The sequence below is a fragment of the Staphylococcus sp. SUC_1.2 genome, from assembly GCF_026222585.1.
In genome coordinates this window covers 53,022-74,906 of sequence record NZ_JANJPM010000008.1, presented here as the reverse complement: position 1 = coordinate 74,906, position 21,885 = coordinate 53,022, and the positions used below count along the sequence as shown (strand labels likewise).

Sequence of the window (21,885 nt, the reverse complement as noted above, 5' to 3'; positions counted from 1 at the left end):
GCTATGATAATAAATGTTATATAGCTAACAAGCTAATTCATTAAATTTTAAACTTATTAGTGGAGGTTCATAATTATGGCCAGTTTTTTCAAAAATTTTACTAGAAAAGAAGATCCCACTATCTATCAAAGTAAAGATGGACATTTAAAACGTACTTTACGTGTTAAAGATTTTCTTGCATTAGGTGTAGGTACTATTGTATCAACATCCATTTTCACTTTACCTGGTGTAGTAGCAGCAGAGCATGCTGGTCCAGCCGTAGCTTTATCTTTCTTATTAGCTGCAATTGTTGCTGGTTTAGTTGCATTTTCATATGCCGAAATGGCTGCAGCCATGCCTTTTGCTGGTTCTGCATATTCTTGGATTAACGTTTTATTTGGTGAATTCTTTGGATGGGTAGCTGGTTGGGCATTACTTGCCGAATACTTTATTGCCGTTGCCTTTGTAGCTTCTGGTTTTTCAGCCAATTTAAGAGGACTTGTGTCTCCTTTAGGTATTGCGTTACCTAAGTCTTTATCTAACCCTTTTGGTACAAATGGAGGAATTATAGACTTAGTTGCAGCAATTGTTATTATTTTAACTGCATTATTATTATCTCGTGGTATGAGTGAAGCTGCTCGTATCGAAAATATTCTTGTTATTTTAAAAGTTCTAGCGATTGTTTTATTCGTTATTGTTGGATTAACAGCAATTCAAGCAAGTAATTATGTTCCATTTATTCCTGAGCATAAAGTCACTGCAACTGGTGATTTTGGTGGATGGCAAGGTATTTATGCAGGTGTATCAATGATTTTCTTGGCATACATAGGATTTGATTCAATTGCTGCCAACTCAGCTGAAGCTATTAATCCGCAAAAAACGATGCCACGTGGTATTTTAGGATCATTAATCATTGCGATTGTTTTATTCGTAGCTGTAGCTTTAGTATTAGTTGGTATGTTCCATTATTCAAAATATGCTGGGAATGCTGAACCTGTAGGTTGGGCACTTCGTCAAAGTGGACATGGTGTAGTAGCAGCAGTAGTTCAAGCTATTTCAGTCATCGGTATGTTTACAGCATTAATCGGTATGATGTTAGCTGGTTCACGTTTACTTTATTCATTTGGTCGTGACGGATTATTACCTTCTTGGTTAGCCAAATTAAATGATAAACATTTACCTAATAGAGCGCTTGTTATTCTCACTGTTATCGGTGTTTTAATTGGTTCAATGTTCCCATTTGCTTTCTTAGCTCAATTAATTTCAGCAGGTACATTAATCGCATTTATGTTTGTATCTATTGCAATGTATAGTTTAAGAAAACGTGAAGGCAAAGATTTACCAATTCCAGCATTTAAAGTACCGTTCTTCCCTGTATTACCTGTCATTACCTTTTTATTAGTCTTGCTTGTATTCTGGGGATTAAGTTTTGAAGCTAAACTTTATACATTAATCTGGTTCTTAGTTGGTATTGTTATTTATGTACTCTATGGTATTAAACATTCTAAAAAGAATGATGAAGATGATTATGTCGTACCAAAAGATTAAGATAATGAACTAACTTATATTTCTCATCTCCCCTTAAGAAACATTCAATTGTTTTTTAAGGGGAGTATACTGAAAAAGAGCAAGAAAAGACATTCACTTAACGTCTTTTCTTGCTCTTTTAATATATTTTACCAACCTTGTCCTTCTATACTATATTCATTTAAATCGCCATCTTGTAGTGCTTGAAGCGCTTCTTCAATAACATCTAACGCTTTATCTAACTGTTCATAAGTAATCACGAGTGGCGGTTGAAAACGTAAGACGTTCCCAGCAATTGCAATAATCACTACACCATGTTCAAAACAGTAATTACAAATTTTCAATGCTTCTTCAGCAGCTCTTTCTTTTGACTGTTTGTCTTTAACAATATCAATTCCAATAGATAACCCAATACCGCGCACATCTCCTACGTAATCGTATTGATCTACCCATTGATTCATACGTTGACGCACGTAGTTTCCTTTTTCAGAACTAGCTGTTAGTAAGTCGTCGTTTTCTATCATTTCAATCGTAGCAAGAGCCGCTTCACAACTTACTGGATTTGCCCCTGTCGTAAATAGATGTGCTGGTGCTTCAAGACTTTCAATAATTTCTTTTCGACCCACAATCGCTGACATTGGTAATCCACCTGCTAATGATTTACCAAATGTAATGAGATCTGGTGTAAAGTTAAAGTGGTCCACAGAGCTCCAAGAACCTGTACGACCTAATCCTTGTTGGATATCATCAACAGCAATTAAAATACCGTATTCTCGACATAACGCTTCAAGTGCTTCAAAATAGCCTTCTACTGGTTCTAATAGTCCACCATCTCCTTGAATCGTTTCTAACACAATACAAGCTACTTCCTCAGCTGGAACATATTTAGCAAACATCTCTTTCAATGGCGCTAAATATTCTTCAACAGTGTTTGATTTAGATTGTTCAAACATCCCTCTGTATTTATCTGGAAATGGAATATGATAAAAACCATTTAATAAAGGGCCATAATGTTTACGCATATTTAAACTGATAGTCGACATTGATAACGCTCCAAATGTAGAGCCATGATAAGCATTTGTAAAGCTGATAATATAGGGTCGTCCTGTATAAGCACGTGCAAATTTGATAATACCATCATTCGCATCCGAACCACTCAAACCAAATGTGACACGTTTTTCATAATCACCTGGCGCAATATCGCATAACTTTTTAGACAGTTTCACTAAAGGCTCGTGATACATATATGCGGGGGTATAATGAATAAATTTATCTACTTGCTTTTTAATCGCCTCTGTTACCTGTTTTGGTGCATGACCCACATTTTGTGAGCTTGCACTAGCTAACAAATCGATGTATTCTTTTCCATCTATATCTACTAAAGTTGCTCCATATCCATGATCAATCACTAATGGATAATATTTTATACGTCCTGAAGTAGCAAAATACTTACTATCTTCTTTTATCATATCCTCTGCTTTACTCAAATTGACTCATCCTCTCCCAAAGTATCAACAACTTATATCTAACTTTCTTTATTGACTTCAATTCTTGTGATAATAATCAATATCTTACTAATAATTGTCAGATTTGTAAATATTTTCAGAAAAATTAAAATATATTGTTTCTATCTTTTAAACAATGATAAATATAAATCATAAAAGGCCTCTAATAGAGACCTTTTATGACTTATTTGTTTTCGTATGGAATAACATCATCGCCATATTCTTTTTTAATATACGCTTTGATTTCTTTAGATTGCATAACTTTTAATAATGTTTGGAATTTTTCATCATTTTTATGACCTTCTTGAACGGCAATCGTATTCGCAAATGGTGATGATTTACCTTCCATAACAATAGCATCTTTAGATGGTTTTAAACCATTATCAAGCGCATAGTTTGAATTTATAATGACTGCAGCTCCTTCACCATTCTTATATGTTTTTGGTAAAAACTCTGCACCTTGTTGATGGTTAAATTTCAAGTGTTTTTTATTTTCAACAATATCCTCAAATTTTGCATTTTCAATTTTAACGCCTTTTTTTAATTTAATTAATCCTTCATTAACAAAGAAAGATAAAAAACGTCCTTCTTCTGCAGGATTATTAGAAACGTAAATCGTCGATCCATCTGGAATGTCTTTTAAATTTTTATATTTTTTACTATATACACCCATAGGCGTTGTAAACACTTTACCTAATTCTTCAATTTTATAACCATGACTTTTCTTTTCAGCATTCAAATATGGGACATGTTGGAAGAAGTTCGCATCAACATCGCCTTTATCTAATAATTTATTAGGCACCTTATAATCATTAACTTCTTTGACTTCTAAATCATATCCTTTTTTCTTCATTTCTTCCTTAGCTTTTTTTAACACATCACCATGAGGTGCTGGCGACGCTGCTACGGTAATTTTTTTATTATCTTCTTTCTGATTTCCACAAGCTGCTAGCGTTATCGTTACTAACAAAATACTGATCATACCTATTAATTTTTTCATATGTATTGACACCTTTTTATAAATTTTCAATTCTCATTTCCTCTTACTAGATATGTAAAGACATAAAAAAATACTTTCAACTATTAAGAGAAAGCATCGACACACTTTCTCTCATCTTCTAAAGTATGATTAACTTTATGTGAATTAGCACCATGTCATACAATGACGGTTGCTGGGTTTCGTAGGGCACATCCCTCCACCACTCTTGATAAGAGTTAATAGATTATTGAATTATTAATAACTTATCATTGATTTAAACTTTGGTCAACATGTTTTTTCAATATTCTAAAAATTTAAAAAGTGTTAAATCAAATATTTCAGGGAATATTCTTATAGTATGTATATAAGAAGGAAGGAAAATTATGATCCGTTATTTTTATCATTGTCTTAGTGCTTTAGTTATAAGTATTATCTTATTAATTACAATGACTATCATGGATGGCATAGTTCAATCGACTCATCTTACTTTATTGTTAATTAACATCGATTTCTTAATTGATCCAAGCAAAACGCCGTTATTATTAGAACTAGCCATTCATGTTTTTATAGGATGGTTAATATATTTTATTTTCTTACTTATTTATCACGTCTTTAAACCATTATATAAAATAAGTTATGTCTTATTAATGATTGTTTTTGCCTTTCTTTATCCGTCACTCGTCGTTATGGCAAAGCGTTCATTCTTTCACTTTAGCTGGAATGAATACGGTTTATGGATGATTGCTCATATTATTTTTATAATTTTAATGGCTTGTTCCATTCCATATTTTTCTAAAAAGAAGTATTAATGTCCTATATAAATCATGTGATAAATATTGATTTAATGTTTACAAATTATTTATTCTTTAAGTTAAGTTAAAGATTTATTATGTTTTTTTTTAAATCCCTGTTTCTGATCTATTCAAATGCTACACTCTAGTTGTAATTGATCATGAATGAAATGGGGTTTTCATTATGAAGAAAGTATCTTTCGTTGCATCTACACTTTTAACAAGTACAATGCTACTTACAACGACTCAATCTGTAGAAGCACATACTACTAACTTAGTGACTAAAGAAAATGCTAAACAAATTGCTACAGATGCATTATCTAATAGTGGAGGTAATCCAAACCTACAACGACTTGGTCGTACTGTTGACAAAGGCGCATACTTTGAAATTATAAGTCATAATAGATTAAATGAAGGCAGTGGAATGTATAAAGTTCATAAAAATGGCGAAGTTGAGTACAAAAATGGTAGATATAGTGACTTTAATCAACTTCAAGATACACGCATTCATGCAGAATCAGGTATCGCTAAAGCCGCTAAAACAACCTCTTCTAATCATAAACAAGTTCATTCTGTTGATTGTGCACGTGAACTCAACCGTTATTATGTAGGAACGGTTGCTTCTTCTGAGGTGCCATCATCTAAGTCACTTAAAGATACTCAAACATCACAATCTTCTGTTAAAACACTCCCAAGTACTGGAGACGTTACACAACAATACTCAACTCAACTTCTAGCCTCACTTCTATTAGTTATGGGAACTTCATTATTACTGAAACGAAAACATCATAGTCATTCTTATTTATCTACTGAACATTTCTAATAAATAAAAAAAGGAATGCGTCAAGGAATTCAAAATGAATTCTGACGCATTCCTTTCGTTTAAATAGTCTACAAGATAAATCATTTCCATACTAAATGAATATACGAGAAATTGTCTCCATATTATTTATTTTTATTATCCGCTTCATTATCTTGACTATCAGAATGTTGATCATCTTTGTTATTAGTTTGTTCTGCACCTTCAGGATCTTGTTCTTTAGCATTGCCTTTTTTAGGATTATAATTAACACCTTCTGTATAATCATTACCTGCATTCCATAATAAGAACTCATTCACACCGTTATCTTTTAAAGCTTGAACTTCTTCAGATATCGCTTTTGCATCATAATCAATATAATTACCAGCCCCTAAATATGAAGCGGTAAAGTCTTGAATCCATGGTCTTGAAATAGGCTTATCTTTACCTAATGTATCTAATAAACTATTTTCTTTTTGAATATAGCGATTAACTGTTTTATATGGCTCAGTATCTGGTGCTTGTAAACCGAAATCTCCATTACTCCAATGAGATGGATAAATCATTGATGAAATGGCATCTACATTTTTAGAAATTTTAGGGAAGCTTTGACCAATACCAGGTGCATTTTCAACTAATGCAGAATAACCAAATACATCAGCTGACACATTAACTCCCATTGGTTTTAATTCTTTATTTGCATATTCTAAGAATTTAGTAATTGTATCTACACGTTGATCGCCTGAACTCATCTGACTATTTTTATATTCACCTTTATTATAAGTTAAGCTATCTGCTTGATTTTCAAATCCTTCTGGGAAGCGTACATAGTCAAATTGAATATCTTGGAAGCCGGCTTTTGCAGCTGCTTTTGCAACATCAATATCATACTTCCATACTTCCTTCATAAATGGATTAACAAAGCTATCCCCTTTACCATTTGTCCAAACAGAACCATCACTATTTTTGAATGTCCATTCAGGGTGTTCATTTGCTAATTTTGTATCTTTAAATGTTACAATACGTGCAATTGGGTAAATATTATTATCATGCAGTTTTTTTAATAATTTTTTACCATCTACAATATCAAGCGTATTTTTATCCACTTGTTTATTGCCAGTATTTAGTTTCATAGTAATGTTACCTGTATCATCTTTCACATCGATAACCATGGTATTTAAATTAGAATCTTTGATGAATTTAACTAACTCATCCATTTTTTTACCCTGTGTAGAATTACTTGTTACATAAATCCCTTTAACACCATCTTTAGGATACTCTACTTTATTTTCATTTGTATTTTTATCATTATTCTTTTTCAATGCATCACTTTGACTATTACCACTTTTATTACTAGATTGCTCATTTTTCTGATTTCCATCTTTTTGTCCACTATCAGATGCATTATCTCCATTACTACAAGCCGCCAATAATAGAGCACTTGTTGTTAATACAGCAAAAATTTTATTTTTCTTCATTACTGTTCCTCCAAGAAAGTATATACGTATTAATTAAGAACTTAGTTATCATATATAAACGATTTAAAAATAAAGACTAACTTCAATTAATAAGAACTTAACTTATTTTAGAATAGCATATTTCAACAAAAAATATACAATACACTAAAGTTTTATAAAATATTCTATTTAATATTTAAATATATTAAAATTTTAAAGAAATTAGTTTATATTTTTAAAGAAAACGTAAAGATAATGCTTTAGAATCATCGATGATCCACTGAACATTTGATATTGATCTTTTCATTTGTTGCATGATAAATTGCTCATTATTTTTAGGAAAATCCCAAATATACTTAATAAATTCAAAACTTAATGTTTTAGGATTTCCTCCGATATGTTCTCTTTTAAATAGTGAATATATGTAACGCTTGATTACTCTAAGTATAATTTTACTCTTGGTTCTTTAATCCATATGACTTTAGTTGCATATTTTAATCTCATATTAAGTGTACTAGAATAATTTCCATCAATAATCCATTCCTCTTTTACTACAATAGATTCAAGTTTTTGTTTTAATACTTCAAAAGTAATGACGTTTTTATTATTAAGCCATTGAATTTGATCAATATGGTAAAGTGGCAGTTGATATTTTAAGTGTAGTTGATATGCCAATGTTGATTTTCCAGAACCAGGGCTACCAATAATTAATATACGTTGTTTCATAACAATCCCCTTTGAATATGTTTGAATGTTTACATTAAATGTATAAAATACGGTAATTTCATAAAATTGTAAATTGTTAATTAAGAAATTTCAATAATTAATTACTTTATACTTGAGAATATTATTATTTTTTACGATAATGATATTGAAAGTTTATTAAAGGAGTGAAAGGCATAATGAATAAAGAACAATTAGAAAAAGTAAGTCATGGGAAAGGATTCATCGCTGCATTAGACCAAAGTGGTGGTAGTACTCCAAAAGCATTAAAAGAATATGGTGTAAACGAAGATCAATACAGCAATGATGATGAAATGTTCCAACTTGTACATGATATGCGTACACGTGTTGTCACTTCACCTTCATTTACTTCAGATAAAATTTTAGGTGCGATTCTATTTGAACAAACTATGGATCGTGAAGTTGAAGGTAAATATACTGGTGACTACTTAGCTGATAAAGGTGTCGTTCCTTTCTTAAAAGTCGACAAAGGTTTAGCTGAAGAGCAAAATGGTGTTCAATTAATGAAACCTATCGACAACTTAGATGAAACTTTAGACCGTGCAGTTGAACGTCATATCTTCGGTACTAAAATGCGTTCTAACATCTTAGAATTAAATGAACAAGGTATCAAAGACGTTGTTGAACAACAATTTGAAATTGCTAAAAAAATCATTGCTAAAGGTTTAGTACCTATCATTGAACCTGAAGTAAACATTAACGCTAAAGACAAAGCTGAAATCGAAGAAGTATTAAAAGCTGAACTTAAAAAAGGCTTAGATTCTTTAAATGATGATCAATTAGTAATGTTAAAATTAACTATCCCTACTAAAGCTAACTTATACAAAGAATTAGCTGATCATCCAAATGTTGTTCGTGTTGTTGTATTATCTGGTGGCTACAGCAGAGACGAAGCAAACAAATTATTAAAAGACAATGATGAATTAATTGCAAGCTTCTCACGTGCATTAGCAAGTGATTTACGTGCAGGCCAATCAAAAGAAGAATTTGATAAAGCTTTAGGCGATTCAGTAGATTCAATCTACGATGCTTCAGTAAATAAAAATTAATAGTCAGATTTATTTTTATTCAAAAGTGATGAGTAACGTGCTCATCACTTTTTTCATGTTTTTAAGCAGTTATAACCATTAAATTTATTTAATAAAAAAACTGTTAACAGAACGTGATGTCCTGTTAACAGTTTCCTAATTTTTCTTATTTAGCATTAGTATTTTCATAGAAACCTAATTCTAATTGTTTAGATGTTAAACGACGAGTTTTTCTCATTAAGTCAACATTATGAATTAATGATTCACCATATGAAGGAATCATTTTTTTGATTTTTGGTTTCCATTCATCTAAATATTGTTCGAAGTTTCTTTCGATAACTTCTAACGCTACTGAAACTGATGTAGAAGCCCCTGGTGATTCACCAAGTAAAGCAATGATAGAGTGGTCTTTAGAGTCAACCACTTCTGTACCGAATTGGATGAATCCTTTACCTTCTTTTTCATCATCTTTAATAACTTGTACACGTGTACCAGCAGTATATACTTGCCAATCTTCATCACGAGCTTCAGGGTAGAACGTACGTAAGTGGTTCATACAACCTTCTTTAGTCATGATGATTTGGTCAAATGAATATTTAAGTAATGACATATTCTTAACTGCTGCAGCTAATAACGTAGTGATATTGTGTGGTTTAACTGATTTGAATAAATCTAAGTTAGAACCGTGAATTAAGAATTTAGGGCCAACATTTGCGAATGGTCCGAATAATAATGTTCTTTCACCATCGATATAACGAGTATCTAAGTGAGGAACAGTCATTGGTGGTGTGCCAGGTGGCTCTTTACCATAAACTTTCGCATCATGTTGTTCGATAACTTCTGGATTTGTACAAGCGATAAATTGACCAATGATTGGGAAACCACCGATATGTTTACCTTCTTCGATACCAGTTTTTTGTAATAATGGAATAGATCCACCACCAGCACCGATGAATACATGGTCAGCTTCTTTAGTAAAGACTTTATTGTTAGCTAAGTCTTTAATTTTAACTTGCCATTTACCGTTAGATAAACGTTTGAAGTCTTGTACTTCATGATTATAGTTGACGTTTACGTTTGAATCGTCGTTTTGTAAGTTATGTGCCATTTTACGAGTTAATTCACCGTAGTTAACGTCAGTACCTTCGTCGATTTTACTAGCAGCCATTAAGCCATCATCGAAACGACCTTGCATCATTAATGGAATCCATTTTCTCATTACTTCGATATCTTCAGTATATTCGATATCATCGAACATAGGGAAATCTTTCATTTTTTCGTAACGTTCTTTTAGGAATTGAACGTTGTTTTTACCACGTACGAAACTGATATGTGGTAAAGGATGAATGAAATCTCTAGGATCTTTAATTTGTCCTGATTCTACTAAATGACCCCAAAATTGTTTAGAAATTTCAAATTGTTCATTAATTTCTTTTGCTTTTTCAATGTCAATCGTACCATCTGGTTGTCTTACAGTATAGTTTAATTCACATAATGCAGCGTGACCAGTACCAGCATTGTTACGTTCATTTGAACTTTCAATACCTGGACGATCTAAACGTTCATAAAGATCGATGTTCCAGTTAGGTACAAGTTCATTGAACATAGATGCAACTGTTGTACTAATTACACCAGCACCGACAATAATCATATCTTTTGATTCTGTCATGTTTGTACACCTCTCCAAAAATTATGTTTCACAATATAATATAATTACCTGTTGCTCTTGTTTCCCTAATATCTAGTAATCAATATATTGTTTTTAGTAATGTGTTAAGTCTTTCATTACTATGTTAAAACAAATATAGTCAATTGTAAATCAGAAAAACTTAATTATTTAAATTAATGAATTCATTATAACTAAATTAAGCAAAAAATTTATCAATATAAGCTAAATAGTAAGAATGTTTAGTTGAATGATCAAAGTTTTATTATAACATGATGTCATTACAATCACTTAATGATTTACTTACAACCTTATATGATGATTATTTATTATTTTGTAAAAACTTTTCAATATAAAAAGCTGATTCTTCAATTGATTTATACTCAGTATTAATCACTGTAGCATTTAATTTTTTAAATACTTCTTCTGCATAACTGAGTTCTTCTTTTATACGATTTAAATTATTATATTGAGACGCTTTTGACAAACCTAATGTTTCAGCACGACTTTTTCGTATATTTGCAATATACTGTGGACTTGCAGTTAATCCAAATACTTGTAACCCTTTTTGCTTAAAAACACTGTCTGGAATACTAACTTCAGGTACTAAAGGAATATTTGCTATTTTGTAGCCTTTATTCGCTAAATACATACTTAATGGTGTCTTTGAAGTACGCGATACCCCTACAATCAATGCATCCGCTTCACCTATATCAGAAAAATGCTTACCATCATCATATTTAACTGAATATTCAATGGCTTCAATACGCTTAAAATAAGCTTCATTTAACTTTCTTAATGCACCACTTTCCATCAATGGTTTTTCACCTGTCACGTGTTCAACAATGCTAATTAAATCAGACATATAATCTACATATGGGATATCATGTTCTCTAGCAAATTCGTGACCAAGTGCATTAAATGATTCACTTACTAATGTCGTAGCTACTATTGCGTTGTGTTCTTTCGCTAAATTTAATATATTTAAAAATTCTTCCTCATCTTTAATATAAGGAAATTTTTTTATTTCTACATTATTTAAATCTGGAAACTGGGTTAAGGTTGCATGAATCATACGTTGAGCAGTTTCTCCAATTGAATCTGAAACAATAAACAATTTTAAATTATGCGCTTGTGACTCGACTTCATTCATTTTTGATTACTCACTTTCCTCCACTTGACTCTGAGCAGTCGCTAAAATTGCTCCTGGAATTCGGAATGGTGAACATGATACATAATCAATTGATAAGTGATTGAAATAATGAATAGATTTTGCATCTCCACCTAATTCACCACACACACCAATCTTTATATTTTCGTTCACTTTCTTTGCCTGTTTAACTGCCATTTCAATTAGTTTTCCAACGCCATCTTTATCTAATGTTTGGAACGGGTCAAGTTTCAATATATTTCTTTCAGTATACACATTTATAAACTTCCCTGCATCATCTCTAGAAAAACCAAATGACAATTGTGTTAAATCGTTCGTACCAAAGCTGAAGAAATCACAATGTTTTGCTAATTCGTCTGAAATAAGACATGCACGAGGCGTTTCGATCATTGTTCCCATTAAGTAATCTACGCTTTCCTGATGTTGTTTTTCTAATTGATCAATAGTCTTAACAAGGTTTTCTTTTAAAGTAGTGAATTCTTCTACTGTAGACACTAACGGAATCATAATTTCTGGTTTACACTGAATGCCTTCTTCTTTTAATTTAAATACACTTTCAATAATCGCTTCTACTTGCATTTCATATAACTCAGGGTACGTGATTGCTAAACGACAACCACGATGTCCAAGCATTGGATTCACTTCGTTTAAATCCACAATGCGTTTATCTAATGTTTCCTTCGGTATATTTAATTGCTTCGCAACATTCGCAATATCCTCTTCAGAATGTGGTAAGAACTCATGCAATGGCGGATCAAGTAAACGTACTATTGTAGGATGTTCACCTGATAATTTAAAAATTTCTTTAAAGTCTTCTACTTGATATTGTTTAATATGATTAAGTGCTTCGAGACGGTCTTCACGAGAGGATGATAAGATGAAACGTCTCATCTCTACTAGTCGCTCAGCCCCAAAGAACATATGCTCTGTACGTACTAATCCGATGCCTTTAGCACCAAATTGGTAACCCACTTTAATATCTTGAGGTGTTTCTGCATTCATACGTACTTTTAAACGAGCTGTCTTTTCTGACCACTCCATAAATTGATTGAATGACTCGCTATGCTCAGCATTGACTGTTTTAATCTCACCTAAATAAATGTCACCTTCTGAACCATCAACTGAAACCATATCTCCTTCATGTAGTGTTTGATTGCCATAGTATACCGTCTTAGCACTCGTATTAATTTCTAAATCAGAACATCCTGTCACACAACATTTACCCATTCCACGAGCTACAACTGCTGCATGAGACGTCATGCCACCATGTGTGGTTACAATCGCTTCACTTGCAATCATACCTTCAATATCTTCAGGAGACGTTTCTGGTCTCATCAAGATCACTTTTTTACCTTGATCTGATTGTGCTTTCGCCTCTTCAGCAGTAAATACAATTTGACCTGTTGCAGCACCTGGACTCGCAGGTAATCCCATTTTAGATACAACTGTTGCTTCTTTTAATGAAGACTCATCGAAATTAGGATGCAACAGTTGATCAATTGATTTTACTTCAACTTTTTTCATTGCTTCTTTTTTAGTAATAATACCTTCATTCACTAAATCTACAGCAATTTGAATAGCTGCACGTGCTGTACGTTTACCATTACGAGTTTGGAGTAAATATAATTGTCCATTTTCAATTGTAAATTCAATATCTTGCATATCTTTATAGTGTTTTTCTAATTGTTTTGTCACATCTACAAATGCTTGATGAACCTCTGGCATTTGATCATGTAATGTTGAGATATCTTTAGGTGTACGAATACCAGCAACAACATCTTCTCCTTGTGCATTAAGTAAATATTCACCAAATAATTTATTTTCGCCAGTCACTGGATTACGCGTAAAAGCAACACCTGTTCCACTATTATCTCCACTATTACCGAAAACCATTTCTTGGATATTTACTGCTGTGCCGATGTCATGTGGAATATCATTTAAATCTCGGTAAATACGAGCACGATCATTATCCCAAGATTTAAATACAGCTTCTATAGCTTCTTCCAGTTGTTTCAAAGGCTCTTGTGGGAAAGGTTTATGTACTTCTTCTACATATATTTCCTTAAAGCGCTTACAAATTTCTTTTAAACCCTCTGCACTAATGGCAGCGTCATTCTCAAAATGATGTTGTTTTTTATACTGTTCGAAATATGTATCAAATGCTTGCATAGGTACACTATATACGACTTCACCAAACATTTGTAATAAACGACGATAACAGTCATAAGCAAAACGTTTATCCCCAGTTTTTTTAGCTAATTTTTCTACATTCTCATCATTTAAGCCCAAGTTTAATATTGTATCCATCATTCCTGGCATAGAAATTTTTGCACCACTTCTTACAGAAACAAGTAATAAATTAGTATCAGAAGAGAATATTTTTCCGGTTCTCTCTGAAAATGAAGCCAAGTGATCAATTAATTCTGTTTTGATGTCAGTAGATAATGACTTACCTTGTTTTAAATACTCAATACATGCTGTTGTGGTAATGGTGAAACCATCTGGTACAGGTAAACCTAAGCGTTTCATTTCAGATAGATTAGCTCCTTTACCTCCCAATACATCTCTCATTGATTTTTGTCCTTCATCAAACGCATAAATATATTTAGTCATTATAAATCACCTCAAATTTTTATTATGTCATACTAATTATTTAAAAGTATGTCATAATAACACGTGAAATACAATTAAAATTATCTTTATTTTTAATTTTTCTAAATATAGACAAATTTTCAATATTCATGTTATCTGATACATCAGTATTCTCATCATAAAAAAACACTGATAAATTAGTGACATACTAATTTATCAGTGTGGTGAATATGATTATTTATTTTGAGCGTTGTTATATTTTGTGCGTTCAGCATCGCGTAATTCAACACGACGAATTTTGCCAGAGTTTGTTTTTGGTAAATCTTCTACAAATTCAATCGCACGTGGATATTTATATGGTGCGACTACTTTTTTAGAGAAAGTTTGTAACTCTTTCACTAAATCATCACTTGGTTTATAGCCCTCTTTTAAAATAATAAATGCTTTAACAATATTGCCACGAATTGGATGTGGACTTGCTACAACTGCACATTCTTTTACCGCTTCATGATTTGTGAGTGCATCTTCAACTTCGAAAGGTCCAATAGTATAACCAGAACTAATAATAATATCGTCACGGCGACCTTCAAACCAGAAATAGCCATCTTCGTCGATATGTGCTAAATCTCCAGTAATGTAATAATCTCCTGCATGTGCCTCTTTTGTACGTTTCTCATCTTTAAAGTAACCTTTAAATAATCCAGGGAAATCAAGTGGTAATGCTATATTACCTTTTACATTTGTATCCACTTTGTTTCCATCATCATCAACAACTGCTACACGACTACCCGGAATAGCTTTACCCATAGAACCAGGACGTGGTTCTGTATCTTTTAAGAAACCAATTAGTAACGTACTTTCTGTTTGTCCATATCCGTCACGCACTGTTAAATTAAAATGTTTACGGAATTGTTCAACTACTTCTCTATTTAATGGTTCCCCTGCAGATACTGCACTGTGTAAATGATCTAAATTGTATTGATCTAAGTTATCTAATTTTGCCATCATACGGTATTCTGTTGGTGTACAGCAAAGCACATTAATTTTAAAGTTTTGTAATAGTGATAAATAACGGGAAGGATTAAATTTACCATTATACACAAATGCTGTCGCTCCTGATCCCATAATAGATAGGAATGGACTCCATACCCATTTTTGCCAACCAGGTGCAGCTGTTGCCCACACTAAGTCATCTTCTTTTATAGCTAACCAATGTTCAGGTGCCATTTTCATATGAGCATATCCCCAACCATGAGAATGTGTAACAGCTTTTGGATTACCTGTAGTTCCAGAAGTGTAAGATAAAATAGCAACATCATCTCTTGTTGTATTGGCTATGTCTAATTTATCACTTTGCTTTGCTTTTTCATCTTCAATACTAATCCAATTCTCTTGATTTCCGTTAATCACAAATTTTGTTAATTCGTTATATTCTTCAATATCTCTAAATTCTTCTATAAAATCAGCTAACGCAATAACTGCATTAATTTCTCCATGCGTAATACGATATTGTAAATCTTTTGTTCTTAACATTTCAGAACTCGGGATAATTGCAATACCTAATTTTAATGCTGCAATATAAAGTTCATACGTGATGATAGCACGTGGCATCATGATTAACACTTTATCGCCTTTTTTTAGTCCATGGTTTAATAATACATGTCCTACTTTATTAGCGTTTTTAATTAATTCAGAGTATGTCACACTAATGGGTTCTTCTACACCATTTTCATAAATAATTGCTTGTTTATTTTGATTTGAAGCATGTTTTTCTATTTCAGATACAATATTATATGTTTCTGGTGCTAATAAATTTAAATGATTCATTACTTTACTTTCCTTCCAATTTTTAAGTCTTCATTGTTCATAAAATCATACATCTTAATTTCATGCAATTCTACGCGGTATTTGTTTTAAATATAAAAAAGATTAAGTTTCTATACCAGTATATTACTTTTTTAGAAACTTAATCATTGAATATTAAACATATTATCTATATCAATACTCGTTTCTAAATTAGCAAGTTCTATTCTTACATTATAAGATAAATCGCGATTAACTATTTTATTATCGACACCTTGTTTAGTGCCTCTTTTTTTATGCGTTTTACCATAAGCGTCTAAACTTTGCCAATCATAGAACGATTGTCGATCTTTCCATAACGTCAAAATAATATAATGACGATGCTTAGTTTGAGGACGTAAAAAACGTAAAGCTTTGAATCCTGGCACATCTTGTAAATATTTAGTGCGCTTTAAAAATTTAGATTCAAATTGAGGTTCATTACCTTCATTAACAAACAAGTGATTTAAAACACACATTGAATCGTTTGTTAACTCATTTATTGACTCAAGTACTGTATATAATTGAACATCATTATTTTTTTCGATAGACATCGTTTGATCTTCTTTTTCTTCTAAGACATATGTTTTATAACTATCAGTTAAAGTCATTTCTTTGTTCCTTCATTTCTTAACTAGCTTTAAGCTATCATTTTTTATTTTTGCTATTCACATCTATCTTCCTTCATATAACGAAAGGGAACGTTTAACAATTTCTAAGCATTCATGATCTAACATCGACATCTTAGAAAAGTAATCAAGTATATTTTCAGCAAGATATTCATGTTTTGGAAAATCTTGGTCTTGATTTATCCATGATGCAAGTTCACCTAATGGGGTCTTATCATCAATAAATCCTTGCATAAAATCATAGAAACTCATCAACTCACCCCAATATCTAGATATAGAATAATACTATCATGACACATTCTTTAATACTAGAATATCAACTCGACTTCTACTTTAAAAATGTAAATTGATTTCTTATAAATATATAGTATGACTGCTTATTCAATAGTTAGATAGTTTAATACCACAGCACCTACTGCTTCTGCTGCAACTAACATACTTGATTCATCAATCGTAAATTTAGGATGATGATGTGGATATGCTTTACCCTTTCTAGGTTTTGCTCCAGAATATATAAAAGTACTTGGCAATGTTTTAGCATAAAAAGCGAAGTCTTCAGATGGCGGTTGAGGTTCGCATATTTCTACGCCTTTAACATCAGCTAATTTTGCTTGTTTAATGGTTTCTGCAACATATTCAGTAAAGTCAGGATCATTATACAATGCAGGATAATCTTTACTAAATGTAAACTCACAATTTACACCAAACGTTTCTTCCAAACCGTGAACTATTTGTTTTAAAGCCGTTTCAATACGATCACGTGTAGCATCTGTCAAAGCGCGAACGTCACCTTCAATGGTTACTTTATCTTTAATCACATTAAATTGACCTTTACCATCAAATGATCCAATTGTGACGACACCCGTTTCAAATGGATTAAGACGACGTGAGACCACTGTTTGAGCAGTAGTAACGAAATGAGCTCCCGCTACAATCGCATCATTTGCAGTATGCGGAGAAGAACCATGTCCTCCTTCACCTTTTACAATTAATTTAAAGTAAGAACGTCCTGTTTGAACGTTACCCTTATGATAATAGACTTTACCAGGCGCCATATTAGTCATCACATGGGTACCTAAAACATGATCAACGCCATCCAATACGCCATCTTCAATCATACCTTTAGCTCCACCAGGTGGCATTTCTTCAGCGGGTTGATGAATAACAATTACTTTGCCACTGAACTGAGATTTCATTTCTATCAATGTTTCTGCCAAAATAAGCATATATGCTGTATGTGCATCATGTCCACACGCATGCATGACTCCCTCGTTTTTAGAAACAAATGATAAACCAGTATCTTCTTGAATGGGAAGCGCATCAAAATCTGCTCGAATAGCAATCGTTTTCCCAGGTTTACCACTATCTATCGTCACTTTTACACCATTTTGTCCTATATTTGTTTCTACCTTACAATCTTTATCTTTATAAAAATTAGCAATATATTTGGGTGTCTCAGTTTCATGAAATGATAGCTCAGGATATTCATGTAAATGTCTGCGAACCTCGATCATACGTTTTTCCTTATCTTGTAAACGTTGCACTAATTCTTTAAACATTTCATTTCACTCCTTCTCTTTCATTCATTATATGCCTTTACGTATTAAAAATGTTGTAGAAGGGGATATTTAAAATAAAAAGGTCAGAATCATCTTTGATTCCAACCCTTATTTCATATAACTATCTTATTAATGTTTATAGTATGGATCGAATTCCATTGCTCCAGCATTCTCATCACTAACACCATGTTTATAGTAATCAACATATTGTGGTTCTAATGGTTGTTTACCACGAATGATATCAGCTGCTTTTTCAGCGAGCATTAAAACTGGTGCGTGAATATTACCATTAGTAGTGCGAGGCATAGCAGACGCATCCACAACACGTAAATTTTCCATGCCATGTACTTTCATAGTTAATGGATCTACCACTGCCATTGGATCTGACGCTGGCCCCATTTTAGCACTACAAGAAGGATGTAAAGCAGTTTCGCCATCTTTACGTACCCAATCAAGAATTTCTTCATCTGTTTGTACAGATGGTCCTGGTGAGATTTCACCACCATTATATGGATCCATCGCAGGTTGAGATAGAATATTACGTGCTACTCGAATTGCTTCAACCCATTCTTGTTTATCTTCTTTTGTTGATAAATAATTGAATACAATACTTGGTTTTTCAAATGGATCTTTTGATTTAATTTTTAAACTACCACGTGAATTTGAATACATAGGACCAACATGTACTTGATACCCATGCGCCACTGGTGCTTTTTGACCATCATATCTTACAGCAATCGGTAAGAAATGGAACATTAAATTTGGATATGCAACTTGATTGTTAGATCTAACAAAAGCGCCACCTTCAAAGTGGTTTGAAGCTGCTGCACCTTTACGTGCAAATATCCATTGTAATCCAATCCAAGGCATACGTTTTACATCTAAGCTTGGTTGTAGTGAAACTGGCTGCTTACATTTATGTTGAATATATACTTCTAAATGGTCTTCGAAGTTTTCTCCAACACCAGGTAAGTGCATGCGTGGTTCTATACCCTTAGATTTTAAGAATTCAGAATCACCGATACCAGACAATTGCAATAACTGAGGTGTATTAAATGCACCACCTGAAAGAATCACTTCACCGGCATTCACAGTATGAAGTTTACCATTACGTTTAAACGTTACACCAGTAGCTTTCTTACCTTCAAAATGTATTTTAGTAACAAATGCACGTGTTTTAACTGTTAAATTTTTACGCTTCATTGCAGGACGTAAATAGGCACGTGAAGCTGAAACACGACGACCATTATGTACTTGGCTATCAAATGGACCAAAGCCTTCTTGTCTATATCCATTGACGTCGTTTGTTTTATGATAACCTGCTTCAACACCTGCATCGAAGAATGATTTAAATAATGGATTTGTGGCTGGCCCACGTTTTAATTTAATCGGACCATCATGTCCTCTATATTTATCATATGGCGCAGCTCCAAATGTTTTTTCTAGTTTTTTAAAATAAGGTAAACAATGTGCAAAGTCCCAAGTTTCCATTCCTTCTGGTTCAGCCCAGCCTTCATAATCCATTGGATTACCACGTTGATAAATCATGCCATTAATTGAACTTGAACCACCTAATACTTTACCTCGAGCATGGTCTACCTTACGTCCCATATGCGGTTCTTCTTCAGTTTGGTATCTCCAATCGTAAAATGGATTTCCTGAAGGAAACATCAATGCTGCAGGCATTTGTATAAATAAATCCCATGGATAATCACTACGTCCTGCTTCTAGTACAAGTACTTCTTTATTTTTATCTTCTGACAAACGATTTCCTAATACTGATCCAGCGCTTCCGCCGCCAATAATTACATAATCATATGATTGATTTTTACTCATATATTGTCGTCCTCCCATAAAAATATAAATCTTCTATTTAAATACAATTTAGTTTGATTTGATACATCTTTATACTTCAAAATAAATGGACCGTAAAATAATACGCCTACGGTCCTTTATAGTTAAATTGTAAAAGTTATTTACTAAAGAAATTTACAGGTTCTGGATTTCTATTTGTAAGAATATGTTTAGAGATTAAATATTCTTCTAATCCTTCTTTACCTAACTCACGTCCAATACCAGATTGTTTATAACCACCCCATGGCGCTTGAGCGAAGTAAGGATGGAAGTCATTAATCCAAACTGTGCCTAGTTTTAATTTATTAGCTACACGTTGTGCTTTTCCTATATCTTTAGAAAATACTGCACCTGCTAAACCATAAATTGAATCATTAGCGAGTGCAATCGCTTCTTCTTCATTATCGAACCCTTCTACTGTAACAACAGGACCAAATACTTCTTCTTGAACAATTCTCATATGAGTATTGCAATTAGTGATTACAGTTGGTTCAAAGAATAAACCATCTTTTAAATCTTCATCGTCTGGACGTTTCCCACCGATAGCAATTGTTGCACCATCATCTTTAGCAACTTTCATATATTTTTCAATTTTATCTCGATGTTCTGGAGAAATCACTGGACCCATTTCTGTATCACTATCAAATCCATTACCTAATTTAATTTTTCCAACACGTTCAATTAATGCTTTTTCAAATTTATCTTTAATATCGTTATGCACTAAAATTCTTGAACCTGCTGAACAAACTTGACCTGCATGGAAATATCCGCCATTTAATGCTTGATCTACAGCTAATTCAAAATCAGCATCATCAAAAATAATATTTGGATTCTTTCCGCCAAGCTCTAATGCAATATTAGTTACATGATTTGCAGCATTCTTCATAATGTGTTTACCAGTTTCAATTCCACCCGTAAATGATACTAAATCAACTTCTTTATGACCTGATAATGTATCTCCTACTTCTTCACCACTACTTAATATTAGGTTGATAACCCCTTTAGGGAATCCAACTTCTTCCATTAATTCAAATACACGAATTGTTGTTAATGGCGTAATTTCACTTGGTTTCATTACTAATGAGCAACCAGTTGCTAATGCAGGTGCAATTTTCCATGAAGCTTGTAATAATGGATAATTCCAAGGCGTAATTTGTGTAACTACACCTACAGGTTCTTTGACAAGTTTACTTTCAGTGTTAGGTATTGGAGAATCAATAATTTCTCCTCCGTCTTTATCCGCTAAACCTGCAAAATAATTAAACACATTTGCAATATCATCCATATCTGCATAAGATTCCTCTAATGTCTTACCAGTATCTAGCGTTTCTAATTTGGCTAATTCATCACGATTTTCTGTAATTTTATCAGCAATTGCTCTTACTTTTTTACCTCTGACTTCACTTGTTTCTTGTGACCACTCACCATTTTCAAATGAACGACGTGCTGCTAAAATAGCCTGTTCTGCATCTTCCTTAGTCCCTTCAGTAACAGTAAAAATCACTTCTTGATTATATGGATTAATAATATCTCTAGTATTTTTGTTAGCGCTCTCTACCCATTCACCATTGATATATTGGCGATTAGACAATGCTTTTACAAGTTCCATCATACTACCTCCGTTAAGTTTGTTAAATTTTTATTTAACGAATTTTACAAAAGTAGCTTATCATATTTCTTACGTCATTGCAAAAATCATCTTTATATATTTTTTTATATTATTTTTAATATTGTAGAGATTAAAATTGACTTTTGAAACTCTT

The 21,885-nt window shown here is 32.6% G+C and carries 17 protein-coding genes and 1 riboswitch; of the genes, 4 read left to right on the top strand and 13 right to left on the bottom strand.

Annotation, left to right across the window (positions count from 1 at the left end; genetic code table 11):
• Positions 1 to 75: 75 nt before the first annotated feature.
• A complete protein-coding gene (locus NR218_RS04385) occupies positions 76 to 1,527 on the top strand; it encodes an APC family permease (protein ID WP_019835164.1) in 1,452 nt (483 codons plus the stop codon).
• A gap of 128 nt (positions 1,528 to 1,655) precedes the next feature.
• On the opposite strand, the gene NR218_RS04380 is transcribed toward NR218_RS04385, so the two are convergent.
• Positions 1,656 to 2,993, bottom strand: a complete 1,338-nt coding sequence (locus tag NR218_RS04380) for an aspartate aminotransferase family protein (RefSeq protein ID WP_265848403.1) — start codon at positions 2,991 to 2,993, stop codon at positions 1,656 to 1,658.
• Positions 2,994 to 3,195: 202 nt separating this feature from the next.
• Positions 3,196 to 4,011, bottom strand: coding sequence for a MetQ/NlpA family ABC transporter substrate-binding protein (locus NR218_RS04375; protein WP_242554093.1), 816 nt, complete (start codon positions 4,009 to 4,011; stop codon positions 3,196 to 3,198).
• A 108-nt stretch (positions 4,012 to 4,119) separates the two neighbouring features.
• Positions 4,120 to 4,226, bottom strand: a riboswitch (SAM riboswitch).
• Between the two features lie 147 nt (positions 4,227 to 4,373).
• Between NR218_RS04375 and NR218_RS04370 the strand changes: the two genes are divergently transcribed.
• Together NR218_RS04370 and NR218_RS04365 are read left to right on the top strand one after the other, a co-directional pair.
• Positions 4,374 to 4,799 (top strand): hypothetical protein, encoded by a 426-nt coding sequence (locus NR218_RS04370; RefSeq protein WP_048762278.1) that lies wholly within the window; start codon positions 4,374 to 4,376, stop codon positions 4,797 to 4,799.
• 166 nt (positions 4,800 to 4,965) lie between these two features.
• Positions 4,966 to 5,604 carry an LPXTG cell wall anchor domain-containing protein gene (locus tag NR218_RS04365; protein WP_265848402.1) on the top strand — a complete coding sequence of 213 codons (639 nt, stop codon included), beginning with the start codon at positions 4,966 to 4,968 and terminating at the stop codon, positions 5,602 to 5,604.
• 122 nt (positions 5,605 to 5,726) lie between these two features.
• Here NR218_RS04365 and NR218_RS04360 read toward each other — a convergent pair whose 3' ends face one another.
• Both NR218_RS04360 and NR218_RS04355 read right to left on the bottom strand, forming a co-directional pair.
• Positions 5,727 to 7,058: a putative glycoside hydrolase gene (locus tag NR218_RS04360; protein WP_265848401.1), complete on the bottom strand. Its 1,332-nt coding sequence runs from the start codon at positions 7,056 to 7,058 to the stop codon at positions 5,727 to 5,729.
• A gap of 414 nt (positions 7,059 to 7,472) precedes the next feature.
• Positions 7,473 to 7,763, bottom strand: coding sequence for a hypothetical protein (locus NR218_RS04355; protein WP_265848400.1), 291 nt, complete (start codon positions 7,761 to 7,763; stop codon positions 7,473 to 7,475).
• A gap of 176 nt (positions 7,764 to 7,939) precedes the next feature.
• On the opposite strand from NR218_RS04355, the gene NR218_RS04350 reads away from it, so the two are divergent.
• Positions 7,940 to 8,830 carry a fructose bisphosphate aldolase gene (locus tag NR218_RS04350; protein ID WP_070491894.1) on the top strand — a complete coding sequence of 297 codons (891 nt, stop codon included), beginning with the start codon at positions 7,940 to 7,942 and terminating at the stop codon, positions 8,828 to 8,830.
• Between the two features lie 145 nt (positions 8,831 to 8,975).
• On the opposite strand, the gene lqo is transcribed toward NR218_RS04350, so the two are convergent.
• The 9 genes from lqo to betB all read right to left on the bottom strand — a co-directional run bounded on the left by lqo (position 8,976) and on the right by betB (position 21,731).
• The gene (lqo, locus tag NR218_RS04345) at positions 8,976 to 10,478 is read right to left on the bottom strand and encodes an L-lactate dehydrogenase (quinone) (RefSeq protein ID WP_019835172.1); all 1,503 of its coding nucleotides are present in this window, start codon (positions 10,476 to 10,478) and stop codon (positions 8,976 to 8,978) included.
• A 319-nt stretch (positions 10,479 to 10,797) separates the two neighbouring features.
• Entirely contained in the window at positions 10,798 to 11,628 is an 831-nt protein-coding gene (locus tag NR218_RS04340; protein ID WP_002449455.1) for a pyruvate, water dikinase regulatory protein, read from the bottom strand.
• Between the two features lie 6 nt (positions 11,629 to 11,634).
• On the bottom strand, positions 11,635 to 14,259 hold the full coding sequence (ppdK, locus tag NR218_RS04335; RefSeq protein WP_207025430.1) for a pyruvate, phosphate dikinase: 2,625 nt from the start codon (positions 14,257 to 14,259) through the stop codon (positions 11,635 to 11,637).
• Between the two features lie 213 nt (positions 14,260 to 14,472).
• Positions 14,473 to 16,065 carry an acyl-CoA synthetase MbcS gene (gene mbcS / locus NR218_RS04330; RefSeq protein WP_070491888.1) on the bottom strand — a complete coding sequence of 531 codons (1,593 nt, stop codon included), beginning with the start codon at positions 16,063 to 16,065 and terminating at the stop codon, positions 14,473 to 14,475.
• 143 nt (positions 16,066 to 16,208) lie between these two features.
• The gene (locus NR218_RS04325) at positions 16,209 to 16,634 is read right to left on the bottom strand and encodes an antibiotic biosynthesis monooxygenase family protein (RefSeq protein ID WP_394861692.1); all 426 of its coding nucleotides are present in this window, start codon (positions 16,632 to 16,634) and stop codon (positions 16,209 to 16,211) included.
• 120 nt (positions 16,635 to 16,754) lie between these two features.
• Positions 16,755 to 16,961 carry a sterile alpha motif-like domain-containing protein gene (locus NR218_RS04320; protein ID WP_002449386.1) on the bottom strand — a complete coding sequence of 69 codons (207 nt, stop codon included), beginning with the start codon at positions 16,959 to 16,961 and terminating at the stop codon, positions 16,755 to 16,757.
• Between the two features lie 125 nt (positions 16,962 to 17,086).
• Positions 17,087 to 18,268, bottom strand: a complete 1,182-nt coding sequence (locus tag NR218_RS04315; protein ID WP_070491883.1) for an amidohydrolase — start codon at positions 18,266 to 18,268, stop codon at positions 17,087 to 17,089.
• A 129-nt stretch (positions 18,269 to 18,397) separates the two neighbouring features.
• The gene (betA, locus tag NR218_RS04310; protein WP_002488224.1) at positions 18,398 to 20,104 is read right to left on the bottom strand and encodes a choline dehydrogenase; all 1,707 of its coding nucleotides are present in this window, start codon (positions 20,102 to 20,104) and stop codon (positions 18,398 to 18,400) included.
• 136 nt (positions 20,105 to 20,240) lie between these two features.
• The gene (gene betB, locus NR218_RS04305; protein ID WP_049414267.1) at positions 20,241 to 21,731 is read right to left on the bottom strand and encodes a betaine-aldehyde dehydrogenase; all 1,491 of its coding nucleotides are present in this window, start codon (positions 21,729 to 21,731) and stop codon (positions 20,241 to 20,243) included.
• Positions 21,732 to 21,885: the final 154 nt, after the last annotated feature.

Excerpts from the sequence above, each read along its gene's own strand:
- NR218_RS04385 (WP_019835164.1), top strand. The coding sequence starts at position 76 with ATGGCCAGTTTTTTCAAAAATTTTACTAGAAAAGAAGATCCCACTATC.
- NR218_RS04375 (WP_242554093.1), bottom strand. The coding sequence starts at position 4,011 with ATGAAAAAATTAATAGGTATGATCAGTATTTTGTTAGTAACGATAACG.
- NR218_RS04370 (WP_048762278.1), top strand. The coding sequence starts at position 4,374 with ATGATCCGTTATTTTTATCATTGTCTTAGTGCTTTAGTTATAAGTATT.
- NR218_RS04365 (WP_265848402.1), top strand. The coding sequence starts at position 4,966 with ATGAAGAAAGTATCTTTCGTTGCATCTACACTTTTAACAAGTACAATG.
- NR218_RS04360 (WP_265848401.1), bottom strand. The coding sequence starts at position 7,058 with ATGAAGAAAAATAAAATTTTTGCTGTATTAACAACAAGTGCTCTATTA.
- NR218_RS04355 (WP_265848400.1), bottom strand. The coding sequence starts at position 7,763 with ATGAAACAACGTATATTAATTATTGGTAGCCCTGGTTCTGGAAAATCA.
- NR218_RS04350 (WP_070491894.1), top strand. The coding sequence starts at position 7,940 with ATGAATAAAGAACAATTAGAAAAAGTAAGTCATGGGAAAGGATTCATC.
- lqo (WP_019835172.1), bottom strand. The coding sequence starts at position 10,478 with ATGACAGAATCAAAAGATATGATTATTGTCGGTGCTGGTGTAATTAGT.
- NR218_RS04340 (WP_002449455.1), bottom strand. The coding sequence starts at position 11,628 with ATGAATGAAGTCGAGTCACAAGCGCATAATTTAAAATTGTTTATTGTT.
- ppdK (WP_207025430.1), bottom strand. The coding sequence starts at position 14,259 with ATGACTAAATATATTTATGCGTTTGATGAAGGACAAAAATCAATGAGA.
- mbcS (WP_070491888.1), bottom strand. The coding sequence starts at position 16,065 with ATGAATCATTTAAATTTATTAGCACCAGAAACATATAATATTGTATCT.
- NR218_RS04325 (WP_394861692.1), bottom strand. The coding sequence starts at position 16,634 with ATGTCTATCGAAAAAAATAATGATGTTCAATTATATACAGTACTTGAG.
- NR218_RS04320 (WP_002449386.1), bottom strand. The coding sequence starts at position 16,961 with ATGAGTTTCTATGATTTTATGCAAGGATTTATTGATGATAAGACCCCA.
- NR218_RS04315 (WP_070491883.1), bottom strand. The coding sequence starts at position 18,268 with ATGTTTAAAGAATTAGTGCAACGTTTACAAGATAAGGAAAAACGTATG.
- betA (WP_002488224.1), bottom strand. The coding sequence starts at position 20,104 with ATGAGTAAAAATCAATCATATGATTATGTAATTATTGGCGGCGGAAGC.
- betB (WP_049414267.1), bottom strand. The coding sequence starts at position 21,731 with ATGGAACTTGTAAAAGCATTGTCTAATCGCCAATATATCAATGGTGAA.